This window comes from Klebsiella sp. JN_Kp121, assembly GCF_040062145.1.
Classification (GTDB): domain Bacteria; phylum Pseudomonadota; class Gammaproteobacteria; order Enterobacterales; family Enterobacteriaceae; genus Klebsiella; species Klebsiella aerogenes.
In genome coordinates this window covers 702,282-727,282 of record NZ_JBEAHX010000002.1, presented here as the reverse complement: position 1 = coordinate 727,282, position 25,001 = coordinate 702,282, and the positions used below count along the sequence as shown (strand labels likewise).

Here is a 25,001-nt window from a genome sequence, read left to right as displayed (position 1 = left end):
GGTCACTTTAATGTGCGTTCACGACGCTAGTGTAACCGATTTCACACCCTGTTTTCTCCCCTTACGACCGACGACAACTTAACCCATCCCCAGATAAGCATTTCTCACCTCCGGGTTATCCAGCAACTCTGCGCCGCTACCGCTCAGACGTATTTCGCCGTTGACCAGCACATACGCGCGGTTAGCCAGTTTCAGCGCGTGGTGCGCATTTTGTTCCACCAGCAGCAGCGTCATGCCCTGGTCGGTCAACTCGCGCAAAACGCTGAAGATCTGCTTCACCACCAGCGGCGCCAGACCCAGGCTCGGTTCGTCTAATAGCAATAGCTTTGGCCGGCTCATCAGCGCGCGGGCGATTGCCAGCATTTGCTGCTCGCCGCCGGAGAGCGTCATCGCCCGCTGCGCGCGACGTTCTTCCAGCCGTGGAAACAGCTGATACATCCGCGCTTTATCTTCATTCTGATAACGATTACCTATGGGAATAGTGCCCATCAGCAGGTTTTCTTCCACCGTCATATCGGCAAAAATACGCCGTCCTTCCGGCGCCTGAGCAATACCGTTGGTGGCGATATAGTGCGTCGACTGGCGGCTGATATCATGTCCGCGATAGATAATACTGCCATCGGTAATCCGCGGCTGGCCGAAAATCGACATCAGCAGCGTGGATTTTCCGGCGCCGTTAGCGCCGATTAACGCCACCGTTTCGCCTTCATTGACCATTAGCGATACCGACTTCAGCGCCTGGATTTGCCCGTAATAGACGTTCACCTCGCGAAATTCCAGCAACGGTTGGCTCATCAGGCGATCTCCTGTTCATCGGTACCCAGGTATGCGGCGATCACGCTCAGGTTGGCCTGGATCTCGGCCGGGGTGCCATGAGCAATAACATCGCCGTGGTCGAGCACGATCACGCGATCGGAGATTTCCATCACCATGCTCATATCGTGTTCTATCAACAGTACGCTGACGCCATGATGTTCACGCAGAAAACGAATAATCCGGCTCAGGGCACGCGTTTCCGCCGGGTTGAGCCCGGCCGCGGGTTCGTCAAGACACAATATTTCCGGCCCGGTACACATCGCGCGGGCGATCTCCAGCCGCCGCTGCTGGCCATAAGAGAGCGTTCCCGCCAGTCGATTGGCGCAGTCAACCATCTCCACCACTTCCAGCCAGTAAAAGGCCCGCTCTACTGCGCGGTTCTCCGCCTGGCGATAGCCGCGGGTATTCAGGATCCCGGCGATCAGATGGCGGTTAACCTGCATATGCTGGGCCACCATCAGATTTTCAATCACCGTCATTTCTCGAAACAGGCGGATATTCTGGAAGGTACGCGCCAGCCCGGCGCGGTTGACCAGATGCGCGCCGCCGAACATTTTGTAGTACATCCGCCGTCCCAGGCGCGCGGGATGGAAAAAATCATCGGCATGCAGTTTCTGCCCGAGAACCTGAATCACATCGGTCATTCGTTGCCGGGCATTAAGCCGAATGGCGCCGCCGCTGGCGCGGTAAAACCCGGTCAGGCAATTGAACACCGTGGTCTTCCCCGCGCCGTTCGGGCCAATCAGGGCGGTAATCGATCCGCGTTCAACCTCAAGGTTGACATCATTCAGCGCTTTAATCCCGCCAAAATGCATCATCAGATGCTCGACCTGCAATATTGCATCGCTCATGGCGCGACTCCTTTGCGGATTTCCACCCCGATACGCCCGGTGCGCACCAGCCCGCGCGGGCGCCAGATCATCATCAGGACCATCAGCACGCCAAAGAGCAAAACCCGGTATTCGTCAAAGCCGCGCAGTAACTCCGGCGTGACCGTTAGCACGAAAGCCGCCAGCACCACACCTAATGTCGAGCCCATGCCGCCTAATACCACGATAGCGAGAATCAGCGCCGACTCGAAAAAGGTGAACGAGGTCGGGTTGACGAACCCCTGATAAGTGGCGAAAAAGACCCCGGCGATGCCGGCCGTCGACGCGCCGAGCATAAACGCGGACAGCTTAACCAGTACGTGATTCAGCCCCATCGCCCGGCAGGCGATTTCATCTTCCCGCAGCGCCTCCCAGGCGCGGCCAATCGGCATTCGGGTCAGGCGGTGCTTTATCAGCAGCACCATCATTACCACGATAAATAACACGGCATAGATAAAAATAAATTTAAGGTTGGGGTTGTAGGCGATATGCAGAAATTCATGAATCGGGGTGCCGCCCTCTTTGGCTCGCCGGGCAAACTCGAGGCCGAAGAGCGTTGGCGACGGCACCGAAACGCCGTTGGGGCCGCCGGTGAAACTTACCCAGTTGTTGAGCACCAGACGGATGATCTCGCCGAATCCGAGGGTAACAATAGCCAGGTAGTCGCCATGCATTCGTAATACCGGAAAACCCAATAATGCTCCTGCCAGCGCCGCCATCACCGCCCCCAGCGGCAGCATTGCCCAGAAACCTAAGCCAAGGTATTGATAGCCAAGCGCCAGACCATAGGCGCCAATGGCGTAGAAGGCAACGTACCCCAAATCAAGTAACCCTGCGAGACCCACCACGATGTTTAATCCCAGCCCCAACAGGACGTAGATGAGCCCGAGGATCGCCACGGTGAGCAGATACTTACTGGCCATTAACGGGAAAGCGATAGCCGCAATCACCAGCAGCGGCAGGACAAAACGCAGCCGACTACGATAGCCGGGAGGACGGACAAATACCCCCTGGTCATTGCCTTCAAAACGTCCGACAAACCGCTTCCCCCCGCGGGTTTGCAAAAGCAGGCTGAGCAACAGCCGCCCCGCCATCACCACCGCCACCAGCACGATGACGCGCTGCGGGGAAAGCGTAAAACTGTACCCCTTCAGCACGATCCCCACGATCGGGCCAAAGACTATCAGCGCGCATAAACCGGCCAATACGCTATCGATAACGCTGCGTTTGACGTCGATGCCGTCTAAACGGGAAATATCGGTCATATGTCCCCCCTTAGACCTTAGCCACCACAGGACGGCCCAGAAGCCCCTGCGGACGAAAAATCAGAATCGCCACCAGCAATGCGAACGAGAAGACATCCTTATAATCCGAGTTCACTAACCCGGCGAACTGCGCCTCGGCGACGCCCAGCAGCAGGCCGCCAAGCATCGCCCCCGGTAGCGAACCGATCCCGCCCAGTACCGCCGCGGTGAAGGCCTTAATGCCGATAATGAAGCCGATATAAAAATCAAACGTGCCGTAATTCATGGTCACCAGCACCCCGGCGAGGCCCGCCATGGCGGCGCCAATCATAAATACCAGCGAAATCACCCGATCGGTGTTAATGCCGAGAATGGCCGCCATCCGCCGATCCTGCTGGGTCGCGCGGCATACGCGCCCGAGCTGCGTGTGGTTGATTATCCAGCTCAGCACCACCATGCCGATAAAGGCGGCGAGCAGGATGAAGATTTTGGTCCAGGTGATTTGCACCACGCCATCTCCTACCGTAAGCCGCAGTACGCCGTGCATCAACGTCGGGATCCCCTGTTGATTGGGGCCCTGACTCAGTTGGACGTAGTTTTGTAAAATCAGCGACATGCCAATAGCCGAAATCAGCGGCGCCAGACGCGTTGAGTTACGTAGCGGCCGATAAGCAATGCGTTCGATGGCCCAGCCGTACACCCCGGTGACGATAATCGTAAACACCAGCGTGCCGAAAATAAGCAGCGGGAAAGAGTGAATACCGAAGTAGGCCAGCAGCGCCAGCCCGATAGCGCACAGGTAGGCTGAGACCATATATACCTCGCCGTGGGCGAAGTTAATCATACCGATGATGCCATAAACCATGGTGTAGCCAATGGCGATAAGCCCATATACCGCGCCAAGCGTTAAGCCATTGATCAGTTGTTGCAGAAAGAATGCCGCCATAGGAACCATCCTGCCAGTCAAGGTGCAGCAGACGCCGAGCCCTTAACGTCTGCTGCTTACGGTGGTACGACGCCCCTCTGATGAGGGCGTTATGCGCACTACAATCCCGGGTTACAGCTGATGATATTTGCCTTTATCATCCCATTGATAAACCACGTAATCCGATACTTTCAGGTCGCCTTTGCCATCCCAGGCCTTTTTCCCCATCACGGTATCGACGCTGTGGTTTTTCAGCCATTCGCTGGCTTTGGCATTATCGGTACCGGCGGCGTTATAGGCGGCGGCGATAGCCTGAATGGACGCATAGGCGTAAAGGGTATAGCCCTCCGGTTCAAAACCGCTGGCGCGGAATTTGTCGATCACCGCTTTACCTTCTGGAATGGTGCGCGGATCCTTACCGAAGGTCATTAACACGCCATTAGTAAACTGCGGCCCGCCCGCGGCGGTAACCAACTCTTCGGTCACCACGCAGTCGCCGGAGAAGAACTTAGCCTGGACGCCCTGCTCGCGCATCTGGCGCACCAGCGGGCCGGCTTCCGGATGGCAGCCGCCAAAATAAACCACATCCGGTTTCAGGGCGCCGATTTTGGTTACCAGGGCATTAAAATCTTTTTCCCCGCGGGATAAGCCTTCATACAACACCTCTTTCGTCCCGCGTTTCGCGAGCGCCGCGCGCGTCGCATCGGCTAAGCCCTGACCGTAGGTATCTTTATCGTGAATGACGGCGATCTTCTTCGCCTTCAGCACATCCAGCATGTAGTTGGCAGCAATCACCCCTTGCTGGTCATCGCGCCCGCACATGCGGAACATATCTTTCATTCCGCGTTCGGTGATCTGCGGATTGGTGGAGCCCGGCGTGATGGTCAGGATCCCGGCTTCGTCATAGACCTCGGAAGCGGGCATCGTCGAGGAAGAGCAGAAATGGCCCACCACCGCCGAGACGCCGGAATCATCAACCAGGCGGTTAGCCACCGCCACTGCCTGCTTGGGTTCACAGGCATCATCGCCCTGCACCAGCACAATTTTTTCGCCTTTAATTCCCCCGGCGGCATTAATATCCGCCGCCGCCTGCGATGCCCCTTTCCAGTATTGGGCGCCATAGGTCGCATTCGGCCCGGTAAATGGGCCGGCCACGCCAATCTTCACATCCGCCTGTGCATAAAATGCCGCGCTCAAACAACCTGCTATTGCAAAATGCAGAGTCAACTTTTTAAGTTTTAAAGACATTCGGATAGTCCTCAGCGATATCGAACAGACGCCATAAACTGGCGCAGTAAAAACCACTTACAGCGTAACGTGCCAATGCTGGAATAAGCCGTAGCGGCTTCGGTAGATAAAGCAAAAAACCCGCCAGGAAGAGAGGTATCGCCAGATCGATTACTAATAGTCGCGTAGCGTGACCGCAATCGGTACCACCCCGGCGATGCGCCAGTCTTTACAGGTCAGGAGGTCTGTTGCCGTCACGTGGCCTGCCGGGAACGCTGGTGTCCATACCGACAGTGAGCTAAACATAGAACGTCTTTAGCAACCTTGCGCACCGGGCTGGTGCAAAAGTGCGGAGATGATCAAAACTAGTGAAAATTTTGCTGCATTAATGTGAAATCAATGACAAGTGATGGGGAATGCTCGGTATTACAGGCAGCTACCATAAAGAATTATCGAGGAGTAGCAATTTTATGCGACCAGACGGCGTTTACGCTTTGAAACATTAACTTCTTTTACGTATTATCTTAAGCCTTGCTCTTTTTACCTGCCGCCGTGGCGGGTTTTGCCTCATGGATGAAAATCATGACTTTAAAAAAATTAATTATTATTGCCTTCAGCGCGCTTTCTATTAACGCCTGCGCCTTCGCGGCGGGGAGTCTCGCCGACCAGTTACACTATACGCCGCCGGAACCGGCAGACCTTGCCGCTAATCCACCTACAGAATCGCCTGAATCGAAAACGGAACAACCAAAATTAACGATGACCCCCGACGTTAACGCCTACACCTATTACAACGAAAAGGTGAACCCCGTTACCAATGATATTGACCGTATTGAACAAGGCGGCGTCGTCGAATTCTGATTTATACCGGCGCATTGTTCGCGCCGATAAACGTTGACCATGGAGTATTCGCCATGATGAAGGATTATCTGATCATCGCCTGGATTACTATTGTCGCCTGCTGGCCCATTACGTTACCGGTGTTAGCCGTGGTCGCGGGAATACTTTTCTATTCCCGCCATCGCGTGGCGGGTATTGTTGTATCCGGGCTGTTTATCCTCGAAGCCGTGGCGGCATGGCAGTTTGAGCGCTATATGTAACCACGGTCTCATATTAATTGAGCGGCCCGTGGTTAATCTGGCTGAGTGGTAAATTGACGTCGAAAATCTTGTAGAACATCTCCTGCACGCCAAATTGCCGCAGGCGTGCGGCGTGTTTTTTCGCATAAGCCTGCGCGCTCTGTTCATCTTCGAACAGATATATGCCGCCGGCTTCCTGCGTGGCGCGATTCTCCGTCCAGATCTTCCAGATAAAACCGGGCTCCTGGTTAATAGATTGCGCGAGTTCGGCTAATTGCGTCGACATTTCATCGCCAAACGGTCCGCTAAAAGCAAAGTGCACTTGCAGAAGTTTATTCGACATACTCTCTCCCTGAATGATTTTAGTAAATTGACGAGACTATCCTACCCGATTCCTCATTAAGCAACAGTGAGTTGATGCGCTTAATGGCTATCTTGCGCCCTCCACTGGATGAGAAGTTTTCCGCCGCTTTGCCTGGCTCTGATTACACTTTAAACAGCGACCTGCCTTTCAGGCCACCACGCATGAGGACAGCCATGGGAAACAAAAAGAACACCGTTGCGCCCGTCATACCCGCCAAAACGGAGCCGTTAAGCGAGAAAGAATATCAGCAGGCATTGCGTAAACTGCACGTCGAGTTGGTCAAGCTACAGCGGTGGGTCGTGCATAAAGGGCTTAAGATATGCATCGTCTTCGAGGGTCGCGATGGCGCCGGCAAAGGCGGCACCATCAAAGCGATAACCGAACGCGTCAGCCCGCGGGTTTTCCGCGTCGTCGCCCTGCCCGCGCCAACCGAGCGCGAACGCAGCCAGCTCTATTTTCAGCGCTATATCAAGCATCTTCCCGCCGCCGGCGAGATAGTGATTTTCGATCGCAGCTGGTACAACCGGGCCGGCGTTGAGCGGGTGATGGGATTTTGTACCGAGGAGGAGGTGCAAAAATTCCTCGACGGCGCGCCAATGGTGGAGAGAGGGATGGTTGATTCCGGCATTATTTTACTGAAATACTGGCTGGAGGTGACGCCGCAGGAGCAAGAACGGCGCCTGCGCGACCGTATCGATGATGGGCGCAAAATCTGGAAGCTATCGCCGATGGATATAAAATCCTTCAACCGCTGGGATGACTACACTACAGCGCGCGATGCGATGTTTGCCGCCACCGATACCGCCTGGGCGCCGTGGTTTGTCGCCCGTTCGGAAGATAAAAAACGCGTACGCCTGAATATTATTACCCATTTGCTTTCGCAGATCCCCTACGAGTCTCTGCCAACGGAACACATTACCTTACCGAAACGCAAAATTGGCAAAGTGAAACCGACCCATTTTCCTTTCCGGTTTATTCCTGAGAAATTTTGAATGAATAGCTTTATCACCTTTGCGCAGTATTACCCCTGCGCAAAGGATTATTACAACTAACGTTAATATTTCATCTGTTGCGTTGCGCTGGAATCCGCCTCGCAAAATATAAAAAAGCGTTATTAACGACGTTTATTTTTCGGTTGAATGCAGGGATAATCAGATTGTCAATCACAGGGAGTAGAAAATGAAAAGCAATGCGATCAATAAAAAACAGCTCAACGAGTCTGATGTGGCGATTAAACAGACCTTCGATCGGCAAACCATTAGTGATGCGGAAAGCCTACAGCAACACCAGGAATTCATAAATGCCATGAATGAATTTACCGCGCGCGCCGGTTTACTGTCGGAAGACCCCTTCTTCTAAGGGATTTAGTTATCATGCAATTTGATGTTTTTCGCAATCCATCACCGAGGACAAATGAACTCCAACCTTATCTTATGGGGATTCAACATGATTATTATGATGATTTATCATCAAGGTTAGCTTTGCCATTGAGTTATCATATACATATGGCGAGTCATTATCACCCTGCAGCTCCACTAGTAAATCTTGACTTTCAAAAGCTATTTCTCAACACCCCGGGAATAACCAGCGTAGCAAAGCAGCGCCTGAATAATAAATATTTCGTCTGTAATTTACATAAAGAAAGAACGGCGGTTATTTCCAACATCGATGCGCTTATAACAAATACGTAAACCCGCCCCGATATCTTCGGAGCGGGTTTCCCCCGTAAAGGCTTACTTCATTCCCTCACGGCTCTCTTTTTGCGCTTCCAGGCGTTCGACATCGCGATACCAGCGCGGGTGATGTTTCTTCGCCCAACGGCGGCTCACCTTGCCTTCGATCATGCCTTTAATCGACCCTTTGACCCAGAATGCCATATACATATGGATGAGGATCGCGTGGATCAGGATAATCGCCGAAGTGGCGTGTATCAGCAGGCTGTAACGAATAACCGGTATCGGGAAATATTCCGCAAAATATGGGCGCCAGATAATCACCCCGGTCACCAGCAGCACAAAAATCATGCTCATAATGGTCCAGAACATCATCTTCTGCCCGGCGTTATATTTACCGACGCGCGCGACCTTATGTTCGTTGCCTTTCAGAACCTCCACGATGCCTTTCAGCCAGGGGATATCCTGTTTATCAGGGATATTGTGGTGGACAAAACGCACAAACATAAACATCAGCGCGACAAAAATCAGCCCCCCGAAAAACGGGTGCAGGATACGCCCCATCTGCGGTGTGCCGAAGGTTTCCGTCAACCACTGCAGGGTCGGGAAGAAAAACGAAATCCCCGACAGCGCCACCAGGAAGAAACAGATAACCACCGTCCAGTGACAGGCGCGGTCGATAAATTTGGTGCGCACTATCATTTTCGATTTATTCATCATGCTCCTCCTCATCGTCATCAACTTCCTTGTTCGGCCCGATACCGATGTAGTGGTAAATCAGCCCGGCAAAGGTGGCAATAAAGCCCGCCGCCGACAGCGGTTTCAGCGCCCCCTTCCACAGATTGATACTGGTATCGATCTGCGGCGCTTTCGGCAGCTTGTGATACAGCTCCGGCTGGTCGGCATGATGCAGTACGTACATCACGTGGGTGCCGCCTACGCCCTGCGGGTTGTAGATCCCAGCGTTGGCATAACCGCGCTTTTTAAGCTTATCCACCCGCTCCTGCGCCACTTCCAGCATCTCTTTTTTCGTGCCGAAGTGGATTGCGCCGGTAGGACAGGTTTTCACGCAGGCCGGTTCCTGACCGACGCTGACCCTATCCACACACAGCGTGCATTTATAGACCCGGTTATCCTCTTTATTGAGGCGTGGAATATTAAACGGACACCCGGCAATGCAGTAGCCGCAACCAATGCAGTTTTCCTGCTGGAAATCGACGATGCCGTTGGCGTACTGAATAATCGCCCCGGCGGACGGGCAGGCTTTCAGGCAACCCGGCTCCTCGCAGTGCATACAGCCATCCTTGCGGATAAGCCACTCCAGCTTGCCGTTCTGTTCGGTCTCGCTAAAGCGCATTACCGTCCAGGATTTAGCGCTGAGATCCGCCGGGTTGTCGTACACGCCGACGCAGTGCCCCACTTCATCGCGAATGTCATTCCACTCGGAACAGGCCACCTGGCAGGCTTTACAACCCACGCAGGAGGAGACATCGATAAGCTTGGCGACTTCGACCTTATAGTCCCGCGCGCGTGGCGCGGGAGTTATCGGGTTGGTCGCGGAGCGTTTAATAATGTCTTGTGTTTCCATCGCCATTTAATCGCTCCTTACGCTTTCTCGATGTTGACCAGAAACGCCTTATACTCCGGCGTTTGCGAGTTGGAATCGCCGACGTTAGGCGTCAGGGTGTTGGCGATATAGCCTTTACGGGCCACGCCTTCAAAGCCCCAGTGCAGCGGGATACCAACAGTTTCTACCTGCTGGCCGTTGACGTTCAGCGTGCGCAGTCGGCGGGTCACCACGGCAACCGCGCGAATAAAGCCGCGCTTGCTGCTGACTTTCACCCAGTCACCATTAGCGATACCTTTGCTTTTCGCCAGCCCTTCGCTGATTTCGACAAACTGTTCCGGCTGCACAATCGCATTGAGCAGCGCGTGCTTGGTCCAGGTATGGAAGTGTTCGGTCAGACGATAGGTAGTACCGACATACGGGAACTTATCCTTCTTACCTAAGCGAATGGCGTCATCTTCGTATAAACGCACCACCGGGCTGGAGACCACATTGGGGTGCAGCGGGTTGGTGCCAAGCGGCGTTTCCATCGGCTCGTAGTGTTCCGGGAACGGCCCTTCTGCCAGTTTATCGAGCGCAAACAGGCGCCCAAGCCCCTCTTGCTGCATAATAAACGGTCCGGTGTTGCTCCCCGGCGGCGCGGTATTGAAGTCCGGAATATCATTACCGACCCACTTACTGCCGTTCCACTGGATCAGCATCCGCTTCGCATCCCACGGCTTGCCATTAATGTCGGCTGATGCGCGGTTATACAGCACGCGGCGGTTGAGCGGCCAGGCCCAGGCCCATCCCAGCGTATTGCCAAGTCCCGAAGGATCGGCGTTGTCGCGATTCGCCATCTGGTTACCCTGCTCGGTCCAGCAGCCGGTGTAGATCCAGCAGGACGACGCGGTGCTGCCGTCATCGCGCAACAGCGCGAAGCTATTCAGCAACTCTCCTTTTTTCGCCAGCAGCCCCCCATTACCATCGTAGAGATCCGCCAGCGCATAGCCGTTGTTCTCTTTTGCTACTTCTTCCGATTCCGGATGATCTGGCTGCTTATAGCTCCAGCTCATTTTCAGCAACGGTTCCGCGCCCTTACCGCCTTCGCGACGGTACAGCTCACGTAGACGGTGATAGATCCCGGCAAGAATTTCGCCATCGTTGCGCGCTTCGCCCGGCGCGTCCTGGCCTTTCCAGTGCCACTGCAGCCAGCGCCCGGAGTTGGCGATCGAGCCATCCTCTTCGGCAAAGCAGGTCGACGGCAGACGGAAGACTTCGGTCTGAATCGCGGTCGGGTCGACATCATTAGACTCGCCGTGGTTCTGCCAGAAGGTGGAGGTTTCGGTCACCAGAGGGTCGATAACCACCATATATTTCAGCTTACTGAGGCTACGCACCACTTTGTTTTTGTCCGGGAAGGACGCTACCGGATTGAAACCCTGGCAGATATAGCCGGTGACGTTGCCGTTATCCATCATATTGAAGTACTTGATAACGTCGTAGGCCTGATCCCATTTCGGCAACCAGTTGAAGCCCCAGTCATTCTCTTTCTGCGCCGCATCGCCGTAGAACGATTTCATCAGGCTGACGAAGAATTTCGGGTAGTTGCTCCAGTAGTTCACCTGGTCGGCCAGCGTCGCTTTTGGCGTGTTGGCGCTAAGATAACTTTGCAGATCGCTCTGTTTATCGGACGGCAGCGTCAAATAACCCGGCAGACTGGTCGACAACAGGCCCAAATCTGTCAGACCCTGAATATTGGAGTGTCCGCGCAGGGCGTTGACGCCGCCGCCTGCCATGCCCATGTTGCCAAGCAGCAGCTGGATCATCGCCATGGTGCGGATGTTCTGCGCGCCGACGGTGTGCTGCGTCCAGCCCAGCGCATACAGGAAGGTGGTGGTGCGATCCGCGACGCTGGTTGAAGCCAGCACCTCGCACACTTTGAGGAAGTCTTCTTTCGGCGTACCGCAGATGTTTTCAACCACTTCCGGCGTGTAGCGTGAAACGTGCTGCTTGAGCAGATTCCACACGCAGCGAGGATGGCTGAGCGTTACATCGCGTTTCGCGTAGCCATTTTCATCGAACTGGTAGTTCCAGGACGATTTATCATACTGGCGCTTTTCCGCATCGTAGCCGCTGAACAGGCCATCTTCGAAGGTAAAATCATCCCGTACCAGCAGGCTGGCGTTGGTGTAATGCTTAACGTACTCGGCATTGATCTTATTATTTTCGATCAGATACAGCAGCACGCCCGACAGGAACGTAATGTCGGTACCGGAACGAATCGGCGCATAGATATCGGCCACCGACGCGGTACGCGTAAAGCGTGGGTCGACGACGATAAGCGTGGCATCGTTATTGTTTTTCGCTTCCATCGCCCAGCGGAATCCCACCGGATGCGCTTCCGCGGCGTTGCCGCCCATCACCATCACGACGTTAGCGTTTTTGATATCAACCCAGTGGTTGGTCATCGCACCGCGACCAAATGTTGGAGCAAGACTTGCTACCGTTGGTCCGTGTCAGACGCGCGCCTGGTTGTCTACCGCCAGCATGCCGAGCGAGCGCACAAATTTTTGCGTCAGCATGCCGGTCTCATTACTCGCCGCCGAGGCGCACAGCATGCCGGTGGAAAGCCAGCGGTTAACCGTCACGCCCTGCTCGTTCTTTTCAATAAAGTTGGCGTCGCGGTCGGCTTTCATCAATTTGGCGATGCGGTTAAAAGCTTCATCCCAGGAGATGCGCTGCCATTTATCCGAGCCCGGAGCACGGTATTGCGGATACCGCAGGCGGTTTTCGCTGTGGACGTAGTCCAGCAGACCGGCGCCTTTCGGGCACAGGGCGCCGCGACTTACCGGATGATCCGGATCCCCTTCGATATGATAAATCGCTTCTTTGGCGTTTTTCGCGCCGTCGCCCAGGCTATACATTAATAGCCCGCAGCCCACGGAGCAGTAAGTGCAGGTGTTGCGGATCTCTTTTGCGCGCAGCAATTTGAAATTGCGTGCCTGAGCCAGCGCCATTTTCGGGGCAAAGCCCAGTGCAGCAGCTGTTGTTCCGGCCATACCGCCTGCGCAGATTTTAAAAAACTTTCTGCGGCTGACGTCCATTGATTCCTCCATGCAGGATGTTTGTTCATCGCGCGGAGGAAACTAACAGCAATATCCCTTTTTTTATTGCGTCAAATCAAGGTCGCCAACGCTCGCCCCCTTAAGAGTCAGCGGTGGCGAGTTTGACTAACCCCAAAGAGTTATGCGAAGCGGAAAAGATCGACCGCCGGGAGGCAAAAGATGTTATAAATTCCGGCTGCGTTTGAGTCATTATCGGGTTAAACATGGAAAAAAAGAGAGCGACGTCAATCGGCTTCGCCGCCATTATCTTATGGAGCACAATGGTCGGTTTGATCCGCGGCGTCAGCGAAGGGCTTGGCCCTGTCGGCGGCGCGGCGATGATTTATAGCCTGAGCGGCCTGCTGCTCATTTTCACCGTCGGCTTTCCCAACCTGCGCCAAATCCCGCGCCGCTATCTGTTGGCCGGCAGCGTGCTGTTTGTCAGCTACGAGATCTGCCTCGCCCTGTCGCTGGGTTTCGCCGCCACCCGCCAGCAGGCTATCGAAGTGGGGATGGTCAATTATCTGTGGCCCAGCCTGACCATTTTGTTCGCCATTCTTTTTAACGGCCAGAAAAGTAGCTGGCTGGTGATCCCCGGCTTATTGCTGGCGCTGTTCGGCGTGAGCTGGGTGCTCGGCGGCGAGCATGGACTCAACCTTGATGAAATTATCAATAACGTCATCTCCAGCCCGCTAAGCTACTTTCTGGCATTTATCGGCGCGTTTATCTGGGCGGCCTACTGCACGGTTACCGCGAAATATGCCAAAGGCAAAAATGGCATTACCCTCTTCGTCTTATTAACGGCGCTCACCCTGTGGCTGAAATTTTTGGCCAGCGCGCAGCCGCCGATGCTGTTCAGCTGGCCGGTAGTCATTAAGCTGATTACGGTCTCCGTGGCGCTGGGGCTAGCCTACGCGGCATGGAACGTTGGCATCCTGCACGGCAACGTCAGCCTGCTGGCGGCGGCGTCGTACTTCACGCCTGTACTCTCTTCCGCGCTGGCGGCGGTGCTGCTCAGCGCCGCGCTCTCATGGTCATTCTGGCAGGGGGCCGGGATGGTGTGTCTCGGCTCCCTGCTCTGCTGGTATGCCACTCGCCGCTAGCCGAGATCGCCGCCCGCCACCGGTATCGTTACGCCGGTGATATAGCTGGCCTCATCGCTGGCGAGAAACAGGATCGCATTCGCCTGTTCCGCCAGCGTGCCGTAACGGTGCATCAGGCTGCTCGCCACCGTCTGATCGACAACCTGCTGATACCACGCCTTTTCCTGCTCGCTCGGCAGCTCTTCGTTGCGCGGCGTCAGGCGCGGCGGCGCCTCCGTACCGCCCGGCGCGACGGCGTTAATCCGAATGCCGCTACCGCTGTACTCCATGGCAATCGAGCGGGTCAGCGCATTCACGCCTCCCTTCGCCGCCGAATAAGGCACCCGGTTCACCCCTGCCGTCGCCACCGACGAGATATTGACGATGCTGCCTTTCCCCTGCTTCAGCATCCAGGGGAGCGCCGCGCGGCAGCCCCACAAGGTGGGGAACAGCGAGCGGCGGATCTCTTTCTCAATTTGTTCTGGCTGATACTCAGCGAAAGGTCGCGCCCAGATGGTACCGCCGACATTGTTGATTAGCACGTCGAGGCGGCCAAAATGCGCGACCCCGGCGGCAAACGCCTGTTCAGTACTCTGCCACTGCTCAAGGTCAGCCTCCAGCGCCAGTACCTGACTTCCGGCCTGGGCTAAAACGGCAGCCAGTTCGTGTACGTAAGGCGAGCGGTCAATCAGCAACAGGGCGCCGCCTTCAGTTGCCGCCTGCTCCGCGGTCTGCCTGCCAATCCCCTGCGCCGCGCCGGTAATAGCGACGACTTTATCGGTAAAACGCATCATGCCTCCTTATGCCGCCGCGCTCTGGCTGGCGATAAATTTCTCATACCAGAACCCTGCCGGGGAAATTCCCCTTTCGCGCAGCGCCGTGGCGACCGCATTTACCATCGGCGGCGGTCCGCAAAGATAGATGTCAACGTCGCCGTTATTCAGCATCGCGTCATCCAGATGTTCGGTGACAAAGCCGCGCTGTGGGCAGGAACTGCTTTCATCCGCCACCACCGGCAGCCAGCGATACCCCGTAAGCTGTTGAGCAAAGGTGTCCAGCGCGTCGGTTTTCACCAGATCACCGTCACGGGTCACCCCGTACAGTAGCGTTACCGGACGCTGACTACCCTGTGTCTGCAGGGTGTGTAACATAGACAGCAGCGGCGCCAGCCCGGTACCGCCCGCCAGCATGAGCAGCGGGCGTTCGCCGCTGCGCAAATAGAAGCTGCCCATGGGGCCGCTGAGGGTCAGGCGATCGCCGGGCCGCGCCTGCTGGGTTAACCACTGGCTCATCATGCCGCCAGGCACGTTACGAATCAGAAAACGCCCTTCGAGAGAACCCGGCAGCGAGCTGAATGAGTAGGCGCGCACATGAGTCGTGCCCGGCACCTGAATATTGATATATTGCCCCGGCAGAAAAGCCAGCGGCTCATCCAGCGCGACCACCAGTTCGATGGCGGTATCGGACAGTAAATTCACCTGCCGCACCTGCGCCCCGGTGTTGGTCAGCGCGGTTTTACACTGCGCGGCGGCCACCGGCACATCGATCACACAATCGCTGGTCGGGACCATCTGGCAGGTCAGCACCTGGCGAGCCTGCGCCTCGTCGTCGCTTAACGCCTCGTCGAGATAATCTTCACCCAGATCGTATTCACCGCTGGCGCAATGGCATTTGCAGGTGCCGCAAACGCCGTCCGAACAGTCCATCGGCAGGTTTACCTTCTGGCGATAGGCCGCATCCAGCACCTTCTCCCCGGCATGGCATTGAATAAAGCGGGTAATGCCGTCCTCGAAATTAAGAGCAATATTAAAAGTCATAAGCGCCTCTTAAATGTGGTAAACGTCGATAACCTGACGGATATAGTCGTTATTCAGGCGTACCGTTTTACGAACGATCTGCGGCCTGCCGTCCTGCTCAATTAGCGTGCAGCAGGTAGAGCCAAAATAGGCATCCGTGTGTTGATAGCGATGGCTCCACGTAACCCAGTTGTAGCGCACCGCAAGCCCCTCATCCCTTTCGCCCATCAGCTCGACATTGCTGATAATGTGCGTGGTGCGCGGCTCCGGCGTACTGGCGCCGGAACGCTCGGTTTTAATGCGATAGACGCGATCTTCCAGTCCTTCCCGGTTGGGGTAGTAGATAAGGGAAATCTCTTTTTGCGGGTCGCGCGTCAGTTGGTCATCGTCGCCCCATGCCGGCATCCAGTAGACCACCTGCGGGCTGTAACAGCTCAGCCACTCATCCCACTGACGGTCATCTAACAGACGGGCTTCGTAATAGAGAAACTGGCGAACTTGTTCGAGATTCAACATCAGGCCACCTCCACGCGCTGGGTAATAGACTGGTCGTAACGCTGTTGTTCCTGTTCCAGCGCCGCCAGCATGACCGTTTGCCAATGGTGATGATGGGCGATATACAGCGCTTCATCTTCCGATTTCACCCCGCTTAGCCGCGGCGTAAAGCCCGCATGCCTGGCGTGTTCATCCGGGCCGTCGACCCAACGTAGCGCGCCGCGGCTGAGGTCGCTCCATGCCAGATTTTCGCCAAGATAGCCGCGCTGACAGGCGCTGAACTCTTCCAGATCGTCCGGCGTCCCCATCCCGCTGACGTTAAAGAAATCTTCGTACTGGCGGATGCGTAGCGCCCGCGCCTGGTCGGCTTCGCCTTTAGGCGCAAAGCACCAAATGGTGACTTCGGTTTTATCGACCGCAATCGGGCGGATCACGCGGATCTGGGTAGAAAACTGATCCATCAGATAGACGTTGGGGTACAGGCACAGGTTGCGGGTTTCATTGACCATCTGGTCGGCGCGTAGTTCGCCGAATTCCGCCTGCAGACGCTCGCGGTGGGCATAGACCGGGCGCACTTCCGGGTTCAGCGCCCGGGTCCACAGCAACATGTGGCCATTGTCAAAACCGTAGCCGCCGCCGACGCTCTTTGACCAACCGTTGGCGTCAACCGCATGCGTCCCTTCCGCTTCATAGTTGCGGCGTGACATGGTTGAGGCATAGTTCCAGTGCACCACGCTGACGTGATAACCATCGGCGCCGTTCTCTGCGCCCAGCTTCCAGTTGCCTTCGTAAACGTAGCTCGACGAGCCCTTCAGCACTTCCAGCCCTTCCGGCGCCTGATCGACGATCAGATCGATGATTTTGCTGGTTTCGCCGAGATACGCCTCCAGCGGCTGCACGTCGGCATTGAGGCTACCGAATAAGAAACCGCGGTAAGACTGAAAACGCGGCAGTTTTTGCAGATCGTGAGACCCTTCATGTTTGAAGGTGTCAGGATAGGCGCCGGTGCTCTCATCTTTGGCTTTTAATAATTTGCCGTTATTGCTGAAGGTCCAGCCGTGGAACGGACAGGTAAACGAATTTTTATTCCCGGTTTTGCGTCGGCATAACATGGCGCCGCGGTGGGCGCAGCTATTAATTAATGCATGCAATTCATTCTTTTTATCACGGGTAATAATAACCGGCTGCCGTCCCAGCGTCAGGGTATAATAATCTCCCGGCTCGGCAATCTGGCTTTCATGGGCAAGAAAAACCCAATTTCCTTCGAAGATATGTTTCATTTCAAAATCAAACAACTGCTGGTCGGTAAATATAGAGCGGTGGCAACGGTAAATATGATTTTCACGGTCGACAATTAACGCGTTGTTAATTTTGTCTTTAAGCGCTGATAGCGTTTTTTGCATGAGTTAACTCCTCCTGCAGGATTCAGGATTAAAGATATTTGGCAAATGTGGTGACTATCGGGTGTAGAGCGCGGCCCGGGCCAGCAGCGTGACCGGGGCCGCTAAAGCAGATTACTCTTTGGCGCGCAGACGGGCGCCGCGATGCTCTTCGTCGGGGCTCAGCGCTTTACAGAGGGTGAAATCAAAGCGCACTTCGGTATGCTCGCCGTCCAGTTCACGCTGTGCAATCGTCTCGCGGTCGCTCACTTTCACCGGGTCGGCAATCAGACCATCGCGGGTGGCAAAGGCAAAATCATCCCACAGGTATTTGTCGCCGCTGAGGTTGATCTGGCTGGTCAGATGTTTATGGCCCGGCGCGGAGACGAAGAAGTGAATGTGCGCCGGACGGTTACCGTGGCGGCCTAACTGGTCCAGCAACTTCTGAGTTGGACCATCCGGCGGGCAGCCGTAGCCGGATGGCATGATACTGCGCACGCTATAGCGGCCATCGGCGCCGGTGCGAATACGACGACGCAGGTTGTAGTCGCTCTGGCTTTGATCGAAGAACGAGTAATTACCCAGGGTATTGGCGTGCCAGATATCAACGATGGCGTTAGCAATCGGCTGGCCCTGATTATCTTTAACCTGGCCGTGCAGCCACATCACTTCGCCGGCATCGGTGCCATCATCCATGCGGGCATGGCTGTCGGCCAGCGGGGCATTGGCTACATACAGCGGCCCTTCGATGGTGCGCGGGGTACCGGTTTCACGATGCGCCGCCGCGTCGATAGCGTCCTGACGCAGGTCGAGGAAGTGCTCAAGACCAAGACCCGCAGCCAGCAGCGCCGCCTCCTGGCGCCCACCCAGCTCGTGCAAATAGTTCACCGCATGCCAGAACTCTTCTTCGGTGACGTTATAGTCATCGATCAGCGTGCAGATATTTTCCAGTAAACGGTGGACAATGGCTTTAAAGCGTTCATTACCGCCAGGGACATTTAAACCCGCGCCTTCACGTAATAATTTCTGCACGGCTTCTTGTTGTACGAAAGCATTACTCATAATTATTCTCTCTTATCATTGTAGGATATTTGCCGGGTGCCCCCGGCATGAGGTCGACGTTATTATTATTAGCTATCGTCTTCACGAATCGACGAGGGATGACGGCACAGCGCCTCTACGCGAATATCCATAAATGGATACAGCGGCAATCCCATTAAAATTTGATGCAGCTCTTCGGCATCTTTTACATCGAAAATGCTGACATTGGCGTAAAGACCGGCGACACGCCAGATATGTCGCCACTTGCCTTCACGTTGTAATTGTTGCGAATAGGCTTTTTCGCGTTGTTTAATTTCATCCGCTTCGGCGGCAGGAAAACCGATCGGAATATTAACGGTCATATCAACTTTAAATAGCATTATTTTCTCCTGTTATGCTTTACGGGAATAGAAGCGCAGCTTGTCTTCATCCAGCTCCACCCCGAGCCCTGGCGTTTGCGGCAACACCACCTGACCGTCGGCAAAGGTCAGCGGAACGCTGACAATATCGTCTTTGAGTAGCAGCGGGCCGAACATCTCGGTTCCCCACTGCATTGGCAATGTCGACCAGGCATGCAGAGAAGCAACGGTACCCACGGTTCCTTCCAGCATCGTGCCGCCATACAGGCCAACCCCCGCCGCCTGCGCGACGCGGGCCAGCGCCAGCACGCTATTCGGCCCGCCCGCTTTGGCGATCTTCAGCGCGTAAGCGCCGGTAAAGCCCTGCTGCGCCAGTTGATAACCATCGTATGCGGTCGCGACCGCTTCATCCGCCAGAATCGCTGTCTCGATTTGCTGGCTCAGGCGCACCAGCGCTGCATTGTCCTGCGCGCTCACCGGCTGTTCGATGAGATCGACCCCCATCGCCGCCAGCTCTCGGCACCCTTTCGCGCCGGTGGCGGCATCCCAGGCCTGGTTAACGTCAACGCGAATGCTGGCGCGATCGCCTAAAGCTTCGACAATGGCGCGGGTATGGCGGAGATCGGTGGCTAATTCCCGCGCGCCAATTTTCAACTTGAATGCCTGATGGCGGCGCTCGGCTAACAGCTTTTCCCCTTCGGCAATATCTTTTGCGGTGTCGCCGCTGGCTAACGTCCACAGCACCGGCAACGACGTTTGCAGCGCGCCGCCGAGCAGCGCCGAGACCGGTAAGCCTAAGGCTTTCCCCTGGGCGTCCAGCAGCGCGGTTTCAATGGCAGACTTTGCGAAAGTATTGCCTTTAATGGCGCTGTTCATACGCGCCGTCAGCGCATTCAGATTATCGGCCGGCTGCCCTTTCAGCAGCGGCGTCAAATAGTGGTTCAAGGCCGATGCGATAGCCTCCGGGCTCTCGACGCCGTAGCTCAGCCCGCCGATGGTCGTCGCTTCACCGATACCGCATACGCCATCGGAACGGGTAATGCGCACGATGACCAGCGTCTGGCAGCCCATGGTGGTCATCGATAATTTATGTGGCCGGATAGTCGGTACATCCACTAACCAGCTCTCAATGCGTTCTACGGTCGCAGTCATTTTTTGTTCCTGAAAGATGCATAACTTTTTGTACCCACATCCATAACGGGGATGTCTGTGCTTTGACAATAGGGTCCAGCCTGGCGGATGGTCAACGGCGATAATCGAAATGTTGTGCGATTATCGGCACGCTTGTTAAATTGCGGTTAATAATGTGATCGAGGTGGTAAAACAGGCACAATTCGGCGCGCCCTGGTTTGCGCGCGGTATAGTAATTCCCCGTGAGCTTTACGTTGCAACGGAGAAAGATGCAATGAGCGACAATACCCACACTACGCTGAGCGCCAGGCAGGCCGAGCACGACCCCAATTTTATGCTGTCACTCGCCCGCGGGCTGGAGGTGCTCAATGCTTTTACTCCCCAGCGCCAGCGGCTGACCATTTCGCAGTTAAGTCAAAAAACGCAAATTTCCCGCGCGGCGGTGCGCCGCTGCCTGTATACCCTGGCGGCGCTGGGGATGGTGCACAGCCCGGACGGCCGCAGCTATGAACTTCTGCCGCGCGTGCTGGCAGTGGGCCACGCCTATCTGGCGGGAACCCCGCTGGCGAAGGTGGCGCAAACGGCGCTGGACAATCTTGGTAAGACGTTAGGTGAAAGCTGCTCCGCCGCCACGCTTGATGGCGACAACGTACTGTATATCGCCCGCGCGGCGGTCAATAACTTACTGAGCGTCGATCTGGGACGCGGCAGTCGCCTCCCGGCATGGACGACTTCAATGGGACGGGTATTGCTGAGCGCGCTGCCAGAAGAACAACTTGAAGTGACACTGTCACGCGCACATCTTATGCGCTACACCCCGCATACCCTGTGCGACCCCACGGCATTACGCGCGGAAATAGCTAAAGTTCGCATGCAGGGCTATGCGCTGGCGGACAGGCAAATTGAAGTTGGATTATGCTCGCTTGCGGTACCGCTGCTGTCGCGCAGCGGCCAGGTGGTGGCGGCCCTCAACGTTGGCGTCCCCGCCTCTTCGATGAGCGCCGCGGCGCTGAAGGAGAAAGCCCTCGCGCCGCTGCGTCGCGCGGCGATGGAGCTTTCTCTTCAGCTATGACATTACCGTGGCGCCGGCGTATTGGCCAGCCCGCGCCAGATCCCCAGCGCCAGCAACAACAGCAGAACGCCAGCCGTCGCCAGCGAAATGCTATGGGCGCTAATGAACGCGGTTTTCGCCGCCGCAATCAGTGAATCTGCCGGTATCGCGGGGAGCGATTGCGCCACCTTCATCGCCTCGCCGATGGACGATGAGGCCTGTACCGCTGCCTCACCACCAATCCCGGCAGGCAGTTCAATCGCCGAACTGTAGCTACGGGTCAGGATCAGGCCGAACAGCGCAATACCAAGCCCCGCGCCCAATTCATAGGCCATGGTTTCAATGGCGCCTGCCGCCGACGCCTTCTCTTTCGGTGCCGCCGCCATGATCGCCGACGTTGACGCCAGCAGCGCGCTGGCGGCGCTAAAGCCCAGCAGCGTCATTAACCCCCACGCCTGCCACTGTTGGGTGCTGAAGTCGGTCATCGACAGCCCCAGGAAACTCAACGCGCTCAGCAACATACCGCCGGTCGCCACCTGCCGCAGCCCCAGTTTAGATACCAGCATTCCGGCAATCGGCCCGCTAAAGCCGCTGGCGACCATCACCGGTAGCATAAACAGCCCGGCCTCAAACGGTGTTTTCTGATGCACAAACTGCAGCTCCTGCGCCATCAGCAATTCAAAACCGACCAGCGTAATGAGCGCGGTCATCGCCATCATCACCCCGCTCAAAATAATGCGGTGGGTGAAGAGACGCATATCCACCATCGGCGTCGGCATCGACAGCTGCTTGCGGACAAACCAGGTCAACATGGCCGCGCCGCCGATAGCCACCAGCACAATCAGCCACAGCGCCAACTGCCCCTTTAACGCTGACTTAGCGCTAAATACCAGCATCAGAATGGCCGCAATCAGGATCAGCGCCTGCGGCAGATTCAGCGGCTGCTCGCGGCGGGCGGGCTGACGAGGCACAACCTTAGCGTTGATGGCGATGACCAGCAGCACAATTGGCACGTTGATCAGGAAAACAGATCCCCAGTAGAAATGTTCCAGCAGCATGCCGCCCACCAGCGGGCCAAATGCCGCGCCGCCGGAGCCCACCGCGGCCCATAATCCCAGCGCCATGTTACGCTGGCTGGCTTCGGCGAAAGTGCCGCGGATCCCGGCAAGCGTCGCCGGCACAATCATCGCCGCACCAACCGCCAGCAGCGCGCGGGAAATAATCAGCGTTATCGCCGACGGCGACAGCGCGGCGCACAGCGAAGCGATGCCAAAAATGGCGCTACCGAGCAGCAACAGGCGCTTAAAGCCGATTTTATCGCCTAATGCGCCCATCGGCAGCACCATACCGGCCATCACCAACGAATAGATATCAATGATCCACAGTAGCTCATTGCCGCTGGTGCCAAGCGCGACGCTGAGCGTCGGGGCGGCCACATGCAGTACCGTTGCGTCAATCGCCACCGGGATATAAACCAGCAAAATCGCCATCAGCGTTAACCATTGCCGAGACATACTTCTTTTCCTCAATTTATCAAATTGGACACGCGTCCAGGATTGCGATCCTGCCGGATTGTTGAACGCCTGTCCAACTTTTTGTTACCATCATCCCATCACCTCTTGGTTACGGGTCGCTATGCACTATTTAAATCGGGAAGCGCGTCGGGAAGTTATCATGCAGGCCGCCATGCGAGTGGCGCTAAATGGCGGCTTCAGCGCCATGACCGTGCGACAGATAGCCAGCGAAGCCGGCGTCGCCGCAGGTCAGTTACATCATCATTTTACCTCGACCGGCGAGCTGAAAGCGCAGGCCTTTATCCGTTTGATCCGCGAAATGCTCGATATTCAACTGCTGACCGATGACGCCTCCTGGAGCGAACGCCTGTTTTCATTACTTGGCAGCGAAGATGGCCGTCTCGAACCCTATATCCGCCTGTGGCGGGAAGCGCAGATTTTGTCCGATAGCGATGAGGAAATTAAGGCCGCATATCTGCTTACCATGAGCATGTGGCATGATGAAACGGTCACGGCGATTAACCGCGGCGCCGAAGCCGGTGAATTTCAGCCGCAGGATACGGCTGATAATATCGCCTGGCGTCTGATTGCTCTGGTTTGCGGGCTGGATGGCATTTACGCGCTGGGGATGCAAGCGATTGACGACGCGGCATTTATCCGTTACTTAAAACATTATATCGCGCTGGAACTCCCTCAGGTTTAGGTTACATTTAGTAACAATTGACCGCCCTTCATTGTCGGCGTGAATTCTTTCACGCCTCGATTCTTATCTATCCTCAAACAATACAATTATTAAAAACAGCTGAAGCTTAATTCCAGCCTGCATAGTTTCAGCTGTTTTTTATTTATCCTTTTGATCTCGTACGCTTTAGTGAGGGTGTTATGTCGATAGAAGGTGATAAAAAGAATCATTATCTTTTAAAAGATTGGCGACCAGAAAATGAAGCCTTCTGGGAAAATAAAGGAAAAGCGATTGCGCGCAGGAACTTATGGATTTCCGTATTTTGTCTGTTACTCGCCTTCTGCGTCTGGATGTTATTTAGCGCAGTTGCGGTCAATCTCAATAAAGTGGGTTTTAATTTCACTACTGACCAGCTCTTTTTATTAACGGCGCTACCTTCGCTTTCCGGCGCAATATTACGCGTACCCTACTCCTTTATGGTACCTATTATGGGTGGGCGATACTGGACGGTTATTAGCACGGTTATTCTAGTGATTCCCTGTTTATGGCTGGGTTTGGCAGTACAAAATCCAACTACCCAGTACTGGGTATTTATCGCAATTTCGTTACTCTGCGGTTTTGCCGGCGCCAACTTCGCCTCCAGTATGGGCAACATCAGCTTCTTCTTCCCCAAGGCCAAACAAGGCAGCGCATTAGGGATTAACGGCGGGCTCGGCAATCTCGGGGTCAGCGTGATGCAACTGGTCTCTCCTATTTTTATCTTTCTGCCGATTTTTACCTTTCTGGGCGTTCGCGGCGTTGAGCAACCTGGCGGCGCCATGCTGTGGCTTGGCAACTCACCGCTGCTGTGGGTGCCGTTACTGGTTATCGCCACCGTTTTCGCGTGGTTCGGCATGAACGATATTGCCAGTTCCAAAGCTTCAATTCGCGATCAGCTACCGGTGTTGAAACGCCCGCATATGTGGCTGCTAAGTCTGTTGTATCTGGCCACCTTCGGCTCGTTTATTGGCTTCTCCGCCGGCTTCGCGATGCTGGCGAAAACCCAGTTTCCGGATGTCGATATCCTGAAACTGGCCTTCTTCGGCCCGTTTATCGGCGCGCTGGCGCGCTCCTTCGGCGGTATCATTTCCGACCGCCTGGGCGGCGTACGGGTGACGCTGGTCAACTTCATTCTGATGGCGGTCTTTACCGGGCTGCTTTTCCTCACCCTGCCGGGCTCCGGTTCCGGCAGCTTCTTCGCCTTCTACGTGGTGTTTATGGGCCTGTTCTTAACCGCCGGGCTTGGCAGCGGTTCCACCTTCCAGATGATCGCCGTGATCTTCCGTCAGCTCACCATTGATAGCGTGAAAAAGCGCGGCGGCAGCGACGAACAGGCCCAGCATGAAGCGGTGACCGATACCGCCGCCGCGCTCGGTTTCATCGCTGCAATTGGCGCCATCGGCGGCTTCTTTATTCCAAAAGCCTTCGGTACCTCTCTGGCCATGACCGGCTCGCCGGTGGGCGCGATGAAAGTCTTTTTTGTCTTCTATGTGGTTTGCGTGCTGGTGACCTGGCTGGTCTACGGGCGCCGTAAACCAGCACAACCATAACGACCTATTTACCGGATGGCACGATGCCGGAC

At 55.7% G+C, this 25,001-nt stretch carries 26 protein-coding genes and 1 pseudogene; 9 read left to right on the top strand and 18 right to left on the bottom strand.

Annotated elements, in window-relative coordinates:
• Positions 1 to 78: 78 nt before the first annotated feature.
• The 6 genes from ABLU86_RS06095 to ABLU86_RS06070 form a co-directional block, all read right to left on the bottom strand.
• Complete coding sequence (locus ABLU86_RS06095) at positions 79 to 795, bottom strand: ABC transporter ATP-binding protein (RefSeq protein ID WP_032714576.1); 717 nt, start codon at positions 793 to 795, stop codon at positions 79 to 81.
• Entirely contained in the window at positions 795 to 1,667 is an 873-nt protein-coding gene (locus ABLU86_RS06090) for an ATP-binding cassette domain-containing protein (RefSeq protein WP_015366477.1), read from the bottom strand. Before ABLU86_RS06090 ends, ABLU86_RS06095 begins: the two co-directional genes overlap by 1 nt.
• The gene (gene livM / locus ABLU86_RS06085) at positions 1,664 to 2,950 is read right to left on the bottom strand and encodes a high-affinity branched-chain amino acid ABC transporter permease LivM (RefSeq protein WP_348795990.1); all 1,287 of its coding nucleotides are present in this window, start codon (positions 2,948 to 2,950) and stop codon (positions 1,664 to 1,666) included. Before livM ends, ABLU86_RS06090 begins: the two co-directional genes overlap by 4 nt.
• A gap of 10 nt (positions 2,951 to 2,960) precedes the next feature.
• Positions 2,961 to 3,875 carry a branched-chain amino acid ABC transporter permease gene (locus ABLU86_RS06080; protein ID WP_015366475.1) on the bottom strand — a complete coding sequence of 305 codons (915 nt, stop codon included), beginning with the start codon at positions 3,873 to 3,875 and terminating at the stop codon, positions 2,961 to 2,963.
• A 111-nt stretch (positions 3,876 to 3,986) separates the two neighbouring features.
• On the bottom strand, positions 3,987 to 5,102 hold the full coding sequence (locus tag ABLU86_RS06075; RefSeq protein ID WP_015366474.1) for a branched-chain amino acid ABC transporter substrate-binding protein: 1,116 nt from the start codon (positions 5,100 to 5,102) through the stop codon (positions 3,987 to 3,989).
• 153 nt (positions 5,103 to 5,255) lie between these two features.
• Positions 5,256 to 5,387, bottom strand: a complete 132-nt coding sequence (locus ABLU86_RS06070) for a hypothetical protein (protein ID WP_015366472.1) — start codon at positions 5,385 to 5,387, stop codon at positions 5,256 to 5,258.
• 276 nt (positions 5,388 to 5,663) lie between these two features.
• Here ABLU86_RS06070 and ABLU86_RS06065 point away from each other — a divergent pair, with 276 nt between their 5' ends.
• Both ABLU86_RS06065 and ABLU86_RS06060 read left to right on the top strand, forming a co-directional pair.
• Positions 5,664 to 5,942: a hypothetical protein gene (locus ABLU86_RS06065; protein ID WP_015705515.1), complete on the top strand. Its 279-nt coding sequence runs from the start codon at positions 5,664 to 5,666 to the stop codon at positions 5,940 to 5,942.
• A gap of 53 nt (positions 5,943 to 5,995) precedes the next feature.
• Complete coding sequence (locus tag ABLU86_RS06060; protein WP_045382390.1) at positions 5,996 to 6,181, top strand: hypothetical protein; 186 nt, start codon at positions 5,996 to 5,998, stop codon at positions 6,179 to 6,181.
• Positions 6,182 to 6,194: 13 nt separating this feature from the next.
• Here the strand turns inward: ABLU86_RS06060 and ABLU86_RS06055 are convergent, their stop codons facing one another.
• A complete protein-coding gene (locus ABLU86_RS06055; RefSeq protein ID WP_020078702.1) occupies positions 6,195 to 6,503 on the bottom strand; it encodes a monooxygenase in 309 nt (102 codons plus the stop codon).
• 194 nt (positions 6,504 to 6,697) lie between these two features.
• Between ABLU86_RS06055 and ppk2 the strand changes: the two genes are divergently transcribed.
• The 3 genes from ppk2 (at position 6,698) to ABLU86_RS06040 (ending at position 8,215) form a co-directional block, all read left to right on the top strand.
• On the top strand, positions 6,698 to 7,516 hold the full coding sequence (gene ppk2 / locus ABLU86_RS06050) for a polyphosphate kinase 2 (RefSeq protein WP_163389006.1): 819 nt from the start codon (positions 6,698 to 6,700) through the stop codon (positions 7,514 to 7,516).
• A gap of 187 nt (positions 7,517 to 7,703) precedes the next feature.
• A complete protein-coding gene (locus ABLU86_RS06045; protein WP_142689166.1) occupies positions 7,704 to 7,883 on the top strand; it encodes a hypothetical protein in 180 nt (59 codons plus the stop codon).
• A gap of 14 nt (positions 7,884 to 7,897) precedes the next feature.
• Complete coding sequence (locus tag ABLU86_RS06040; RefSeq protein WP_142689164.1) at positions 7,898 to 8,215, top strand: CcdB family protein; 318 nt, start codon at positions 7,898 to 7,900, stop codon at positions 8,213 to 8,215.
• A 42-nt stretch (positions 8,216 to 8,257) separates the two neighbouring features.
• Here the strand turns inward: ABLU86_RS06040 and fdnI are convergent, their stop codons facing one another.
• The 3 genes from fdnI to fdnG are packed head-to-tail and all read right to left on the bottom strand — an operon-like array spanning position 8,258 to position 12,850.
• Positions 8,258 to 8,914 (bottom strand): formate dehydrogenase-N subunit gamma, encoded by a 657-nt coding sequence (gene fdnI / locus ABLU86_RS06035; RefSeq protein WP_163389010.1) that lies wholly within the window; start codon positions 8,912 to 8,914, stop codon positions 8,258 to 8,260.
• Entirely contained in the window at positions 8,907 to 9,791 is an 885-nt protein-coding gene (gene fdxH, locus ABLU86_RS06030; protein ID WP_126028011.1) for a formate dehydrogenase subunit beta, read from the bottom strand. Before fdxH ends, fdnI begins: the two co-directional genes overlap by 8 nt.
• Positions 9,792 to 9,802: 11 nt before the next feature.
• Positions 9,803 to 12,850, bottom strand: coding sequence for a formate dehydrogenase-N subunit alpha (gene fdnG / locus ABLU86_RS06025; RefSeq protein WP_126028012.1), 3,048 nt, complete (start codon positions 12,848 to 12,850; stop codon positions 9,803 to 9,805).
• A 224-nt stretch (positions 12,851 to 13,074) separates the two neighbouring features.
• Between fdnG and yddG the strand changes: the two genes are divergently transcribed.
• Positions 13,075 to 13,953, top strand: coding sequence for an aromatic amino acid DMT transporter YddG (gene yddG, locus ABLU86_RS06020; protein WP_047064740.1), 879 nt, complete (start codon positions 13,075 to 13,077; stop codon positions 13,951 to 13,953).
• Here the strand turns inward: yddG and ABLU86_RS06015 are convergent.
• The 7 genes and pseudogenes from ABLU86_RS06015 to ABLU86_RS05985 all read right to left on the bottom strand — a co-directional run bounded on the left by ABLU86_RS06015 (position 13,950) and on the right by ABLU86_RS05985 (position 20,198).
• A complete protein-coding gene (locus tag ABLU86_RS06015) occupies positions 13,950 to 14,723 on the bottom strand; it encodes a 1,6-dihydroxycyclohexa-2,4-diene-1-carboxylate dehydrogenase (protein ID WP_045366164.1) in 774 nt (257 codons plus the stop codon). The genes yddG and ABLU86_RS06015 overlap by 4 nt on opposite strands.
• 9 nt (positions 14,724 to 14,732) lie before the next feature.
• Positions 14,733 to 15,749 carry a benzoate 1,2-dioxygenase electron transfer component BenC gene (benC, locus tag ABLU86_RS06010; protein WP_032708145.1) on the bottom strand — a complete coding sequence of 339 codons (1,017 nt, stop codon included), beginning with the start codon at positions 15,747 to 15,749 and terminating at the stop codon, positions 14,733 to 14,735.
• Between the two features lie 9 nt (positions 15,750 to 15,758).
• Positions 15,759 to 16,244 (bottom strand): benzoate 1,2-dioxygenase small subunit, encoded by a 486-nt coding sequence (benB, locus tag ABLU86_RS06005; protein ID WP_032708146.1) that lies wholly within the window; start codon positions 16,242 to 16,244, stop codon positions 15,759 to 15,761.
• Positions 16,244 to 17,626, bottom strand: a complete 1,383-nt coding sequence (locus ABLU86_RS06000; RefSeq protein WP_020078693.1) for a Rieske 2Fe-2S domain-containing protein — start codon at positions 17,624 to 17,626, stop codon at positions 16,244 to 16,246. Before ABLU86_RS06000 ends, benB begins: the two co-directional genes overlap by 1 nt.
• Positions 17,627 to 17,737: 111 nt before the next feature.
• Entirely contained in the window at positions 17,738 to 18,664 is a 927-nt protein-coding gene (gene catA / locus ABLU86_RS05995; RefSeq protein WP_015366455.1) for a catechol 1,2-dioxygenase, read from the bottom strand.
• 68 nt (positions 18,665 to 18,732) lie between these two features.
• The gene (gene catC / locus ABLU86_RS05990) at positions 18,733 to 19,023 is read right to left on the bottom strand and encodes a muconolactone Delta-isomerase (protein WP_015366454.1); all 291 of its coding nucleotides are present in this window, start codon (positions 19,021 to 19,023) and stop codon (positions 18,733 to 18,735) included.
• A 12-nt stretch (positions 19,024 to 19,035) separates the two neighbouring features.
• Positions 19,036 to 20,198 (bottom strand): annotated as a pseudogene (locus ABLU86_RS05985) (muconate cycloisomerase family protein).
• A 209-nt stretch (positions 20,199 to 20,407) separates the two neighbouring features.
• Between ABLU86_RS05985 and ABLU86_RS05980 the strand changes: the two are divergent.
• On the top strand, positions 20,408 to 21,205 hold the full coding sequence (locus ABLU86_RS05980; protein ID WP_015705530.1) for an IclR family transcriptional regulator C-terminal domain-containing protein: 798 nt from the start codon (positions 20,408 to 20,410) through the stop codon (positions 21,203 to 21,205).
• A 2-nt stretch (positions 21,206 to 21,207) separates the two neighbouring features.
• Here the strand turns inward: ABLU86_RS05980 and ABLU86_RS05975 are convergent, their stop codons facing one another.
• Entirely contained in the window at positions 21,208 to 22,698 is a 1,491-nt protein-coding gene (locus ABLU86_RS05975; protein ID WP_020078692.1) for an MFS transporter, read from the bottom strand.
• 121 nt (positions 22,699 to 22,819) lie between these two features.
• Here ABLU86_RS05975 and ABLU86_RS05970 point away from each other — a divergent pair, with 121 nt between their 5' ends.
• Both ABLU86_RS05970 and ABLU86_RS05965 read left to right on the top strand, forming a co-directional pair.
• Positions 22,820 to 23,401, top strand: a complete 582-nt coding sequence (locus ABLU86_RS05970; RefSeq protein WP_047053636.1) for a TetR family transcriptional regulator — start codon at positions 22,820 to 22,822, stop codon at positions 23,399 to 23,401.
• Between the two features lie 179 nt (positions 23,402 to 23,580).
• Entirely contained in the window at positions 23,581 to 24,969 is a 1,389-nt protein-coding gene (locus tag ABLU86_RS05965) for a NarK family nitrate/nitrite MFS transporter (protein WP_163389007.1), read from the top strand.
• Positions 24,970 to 25,001 lie beyond the last annotated feature (32 nt).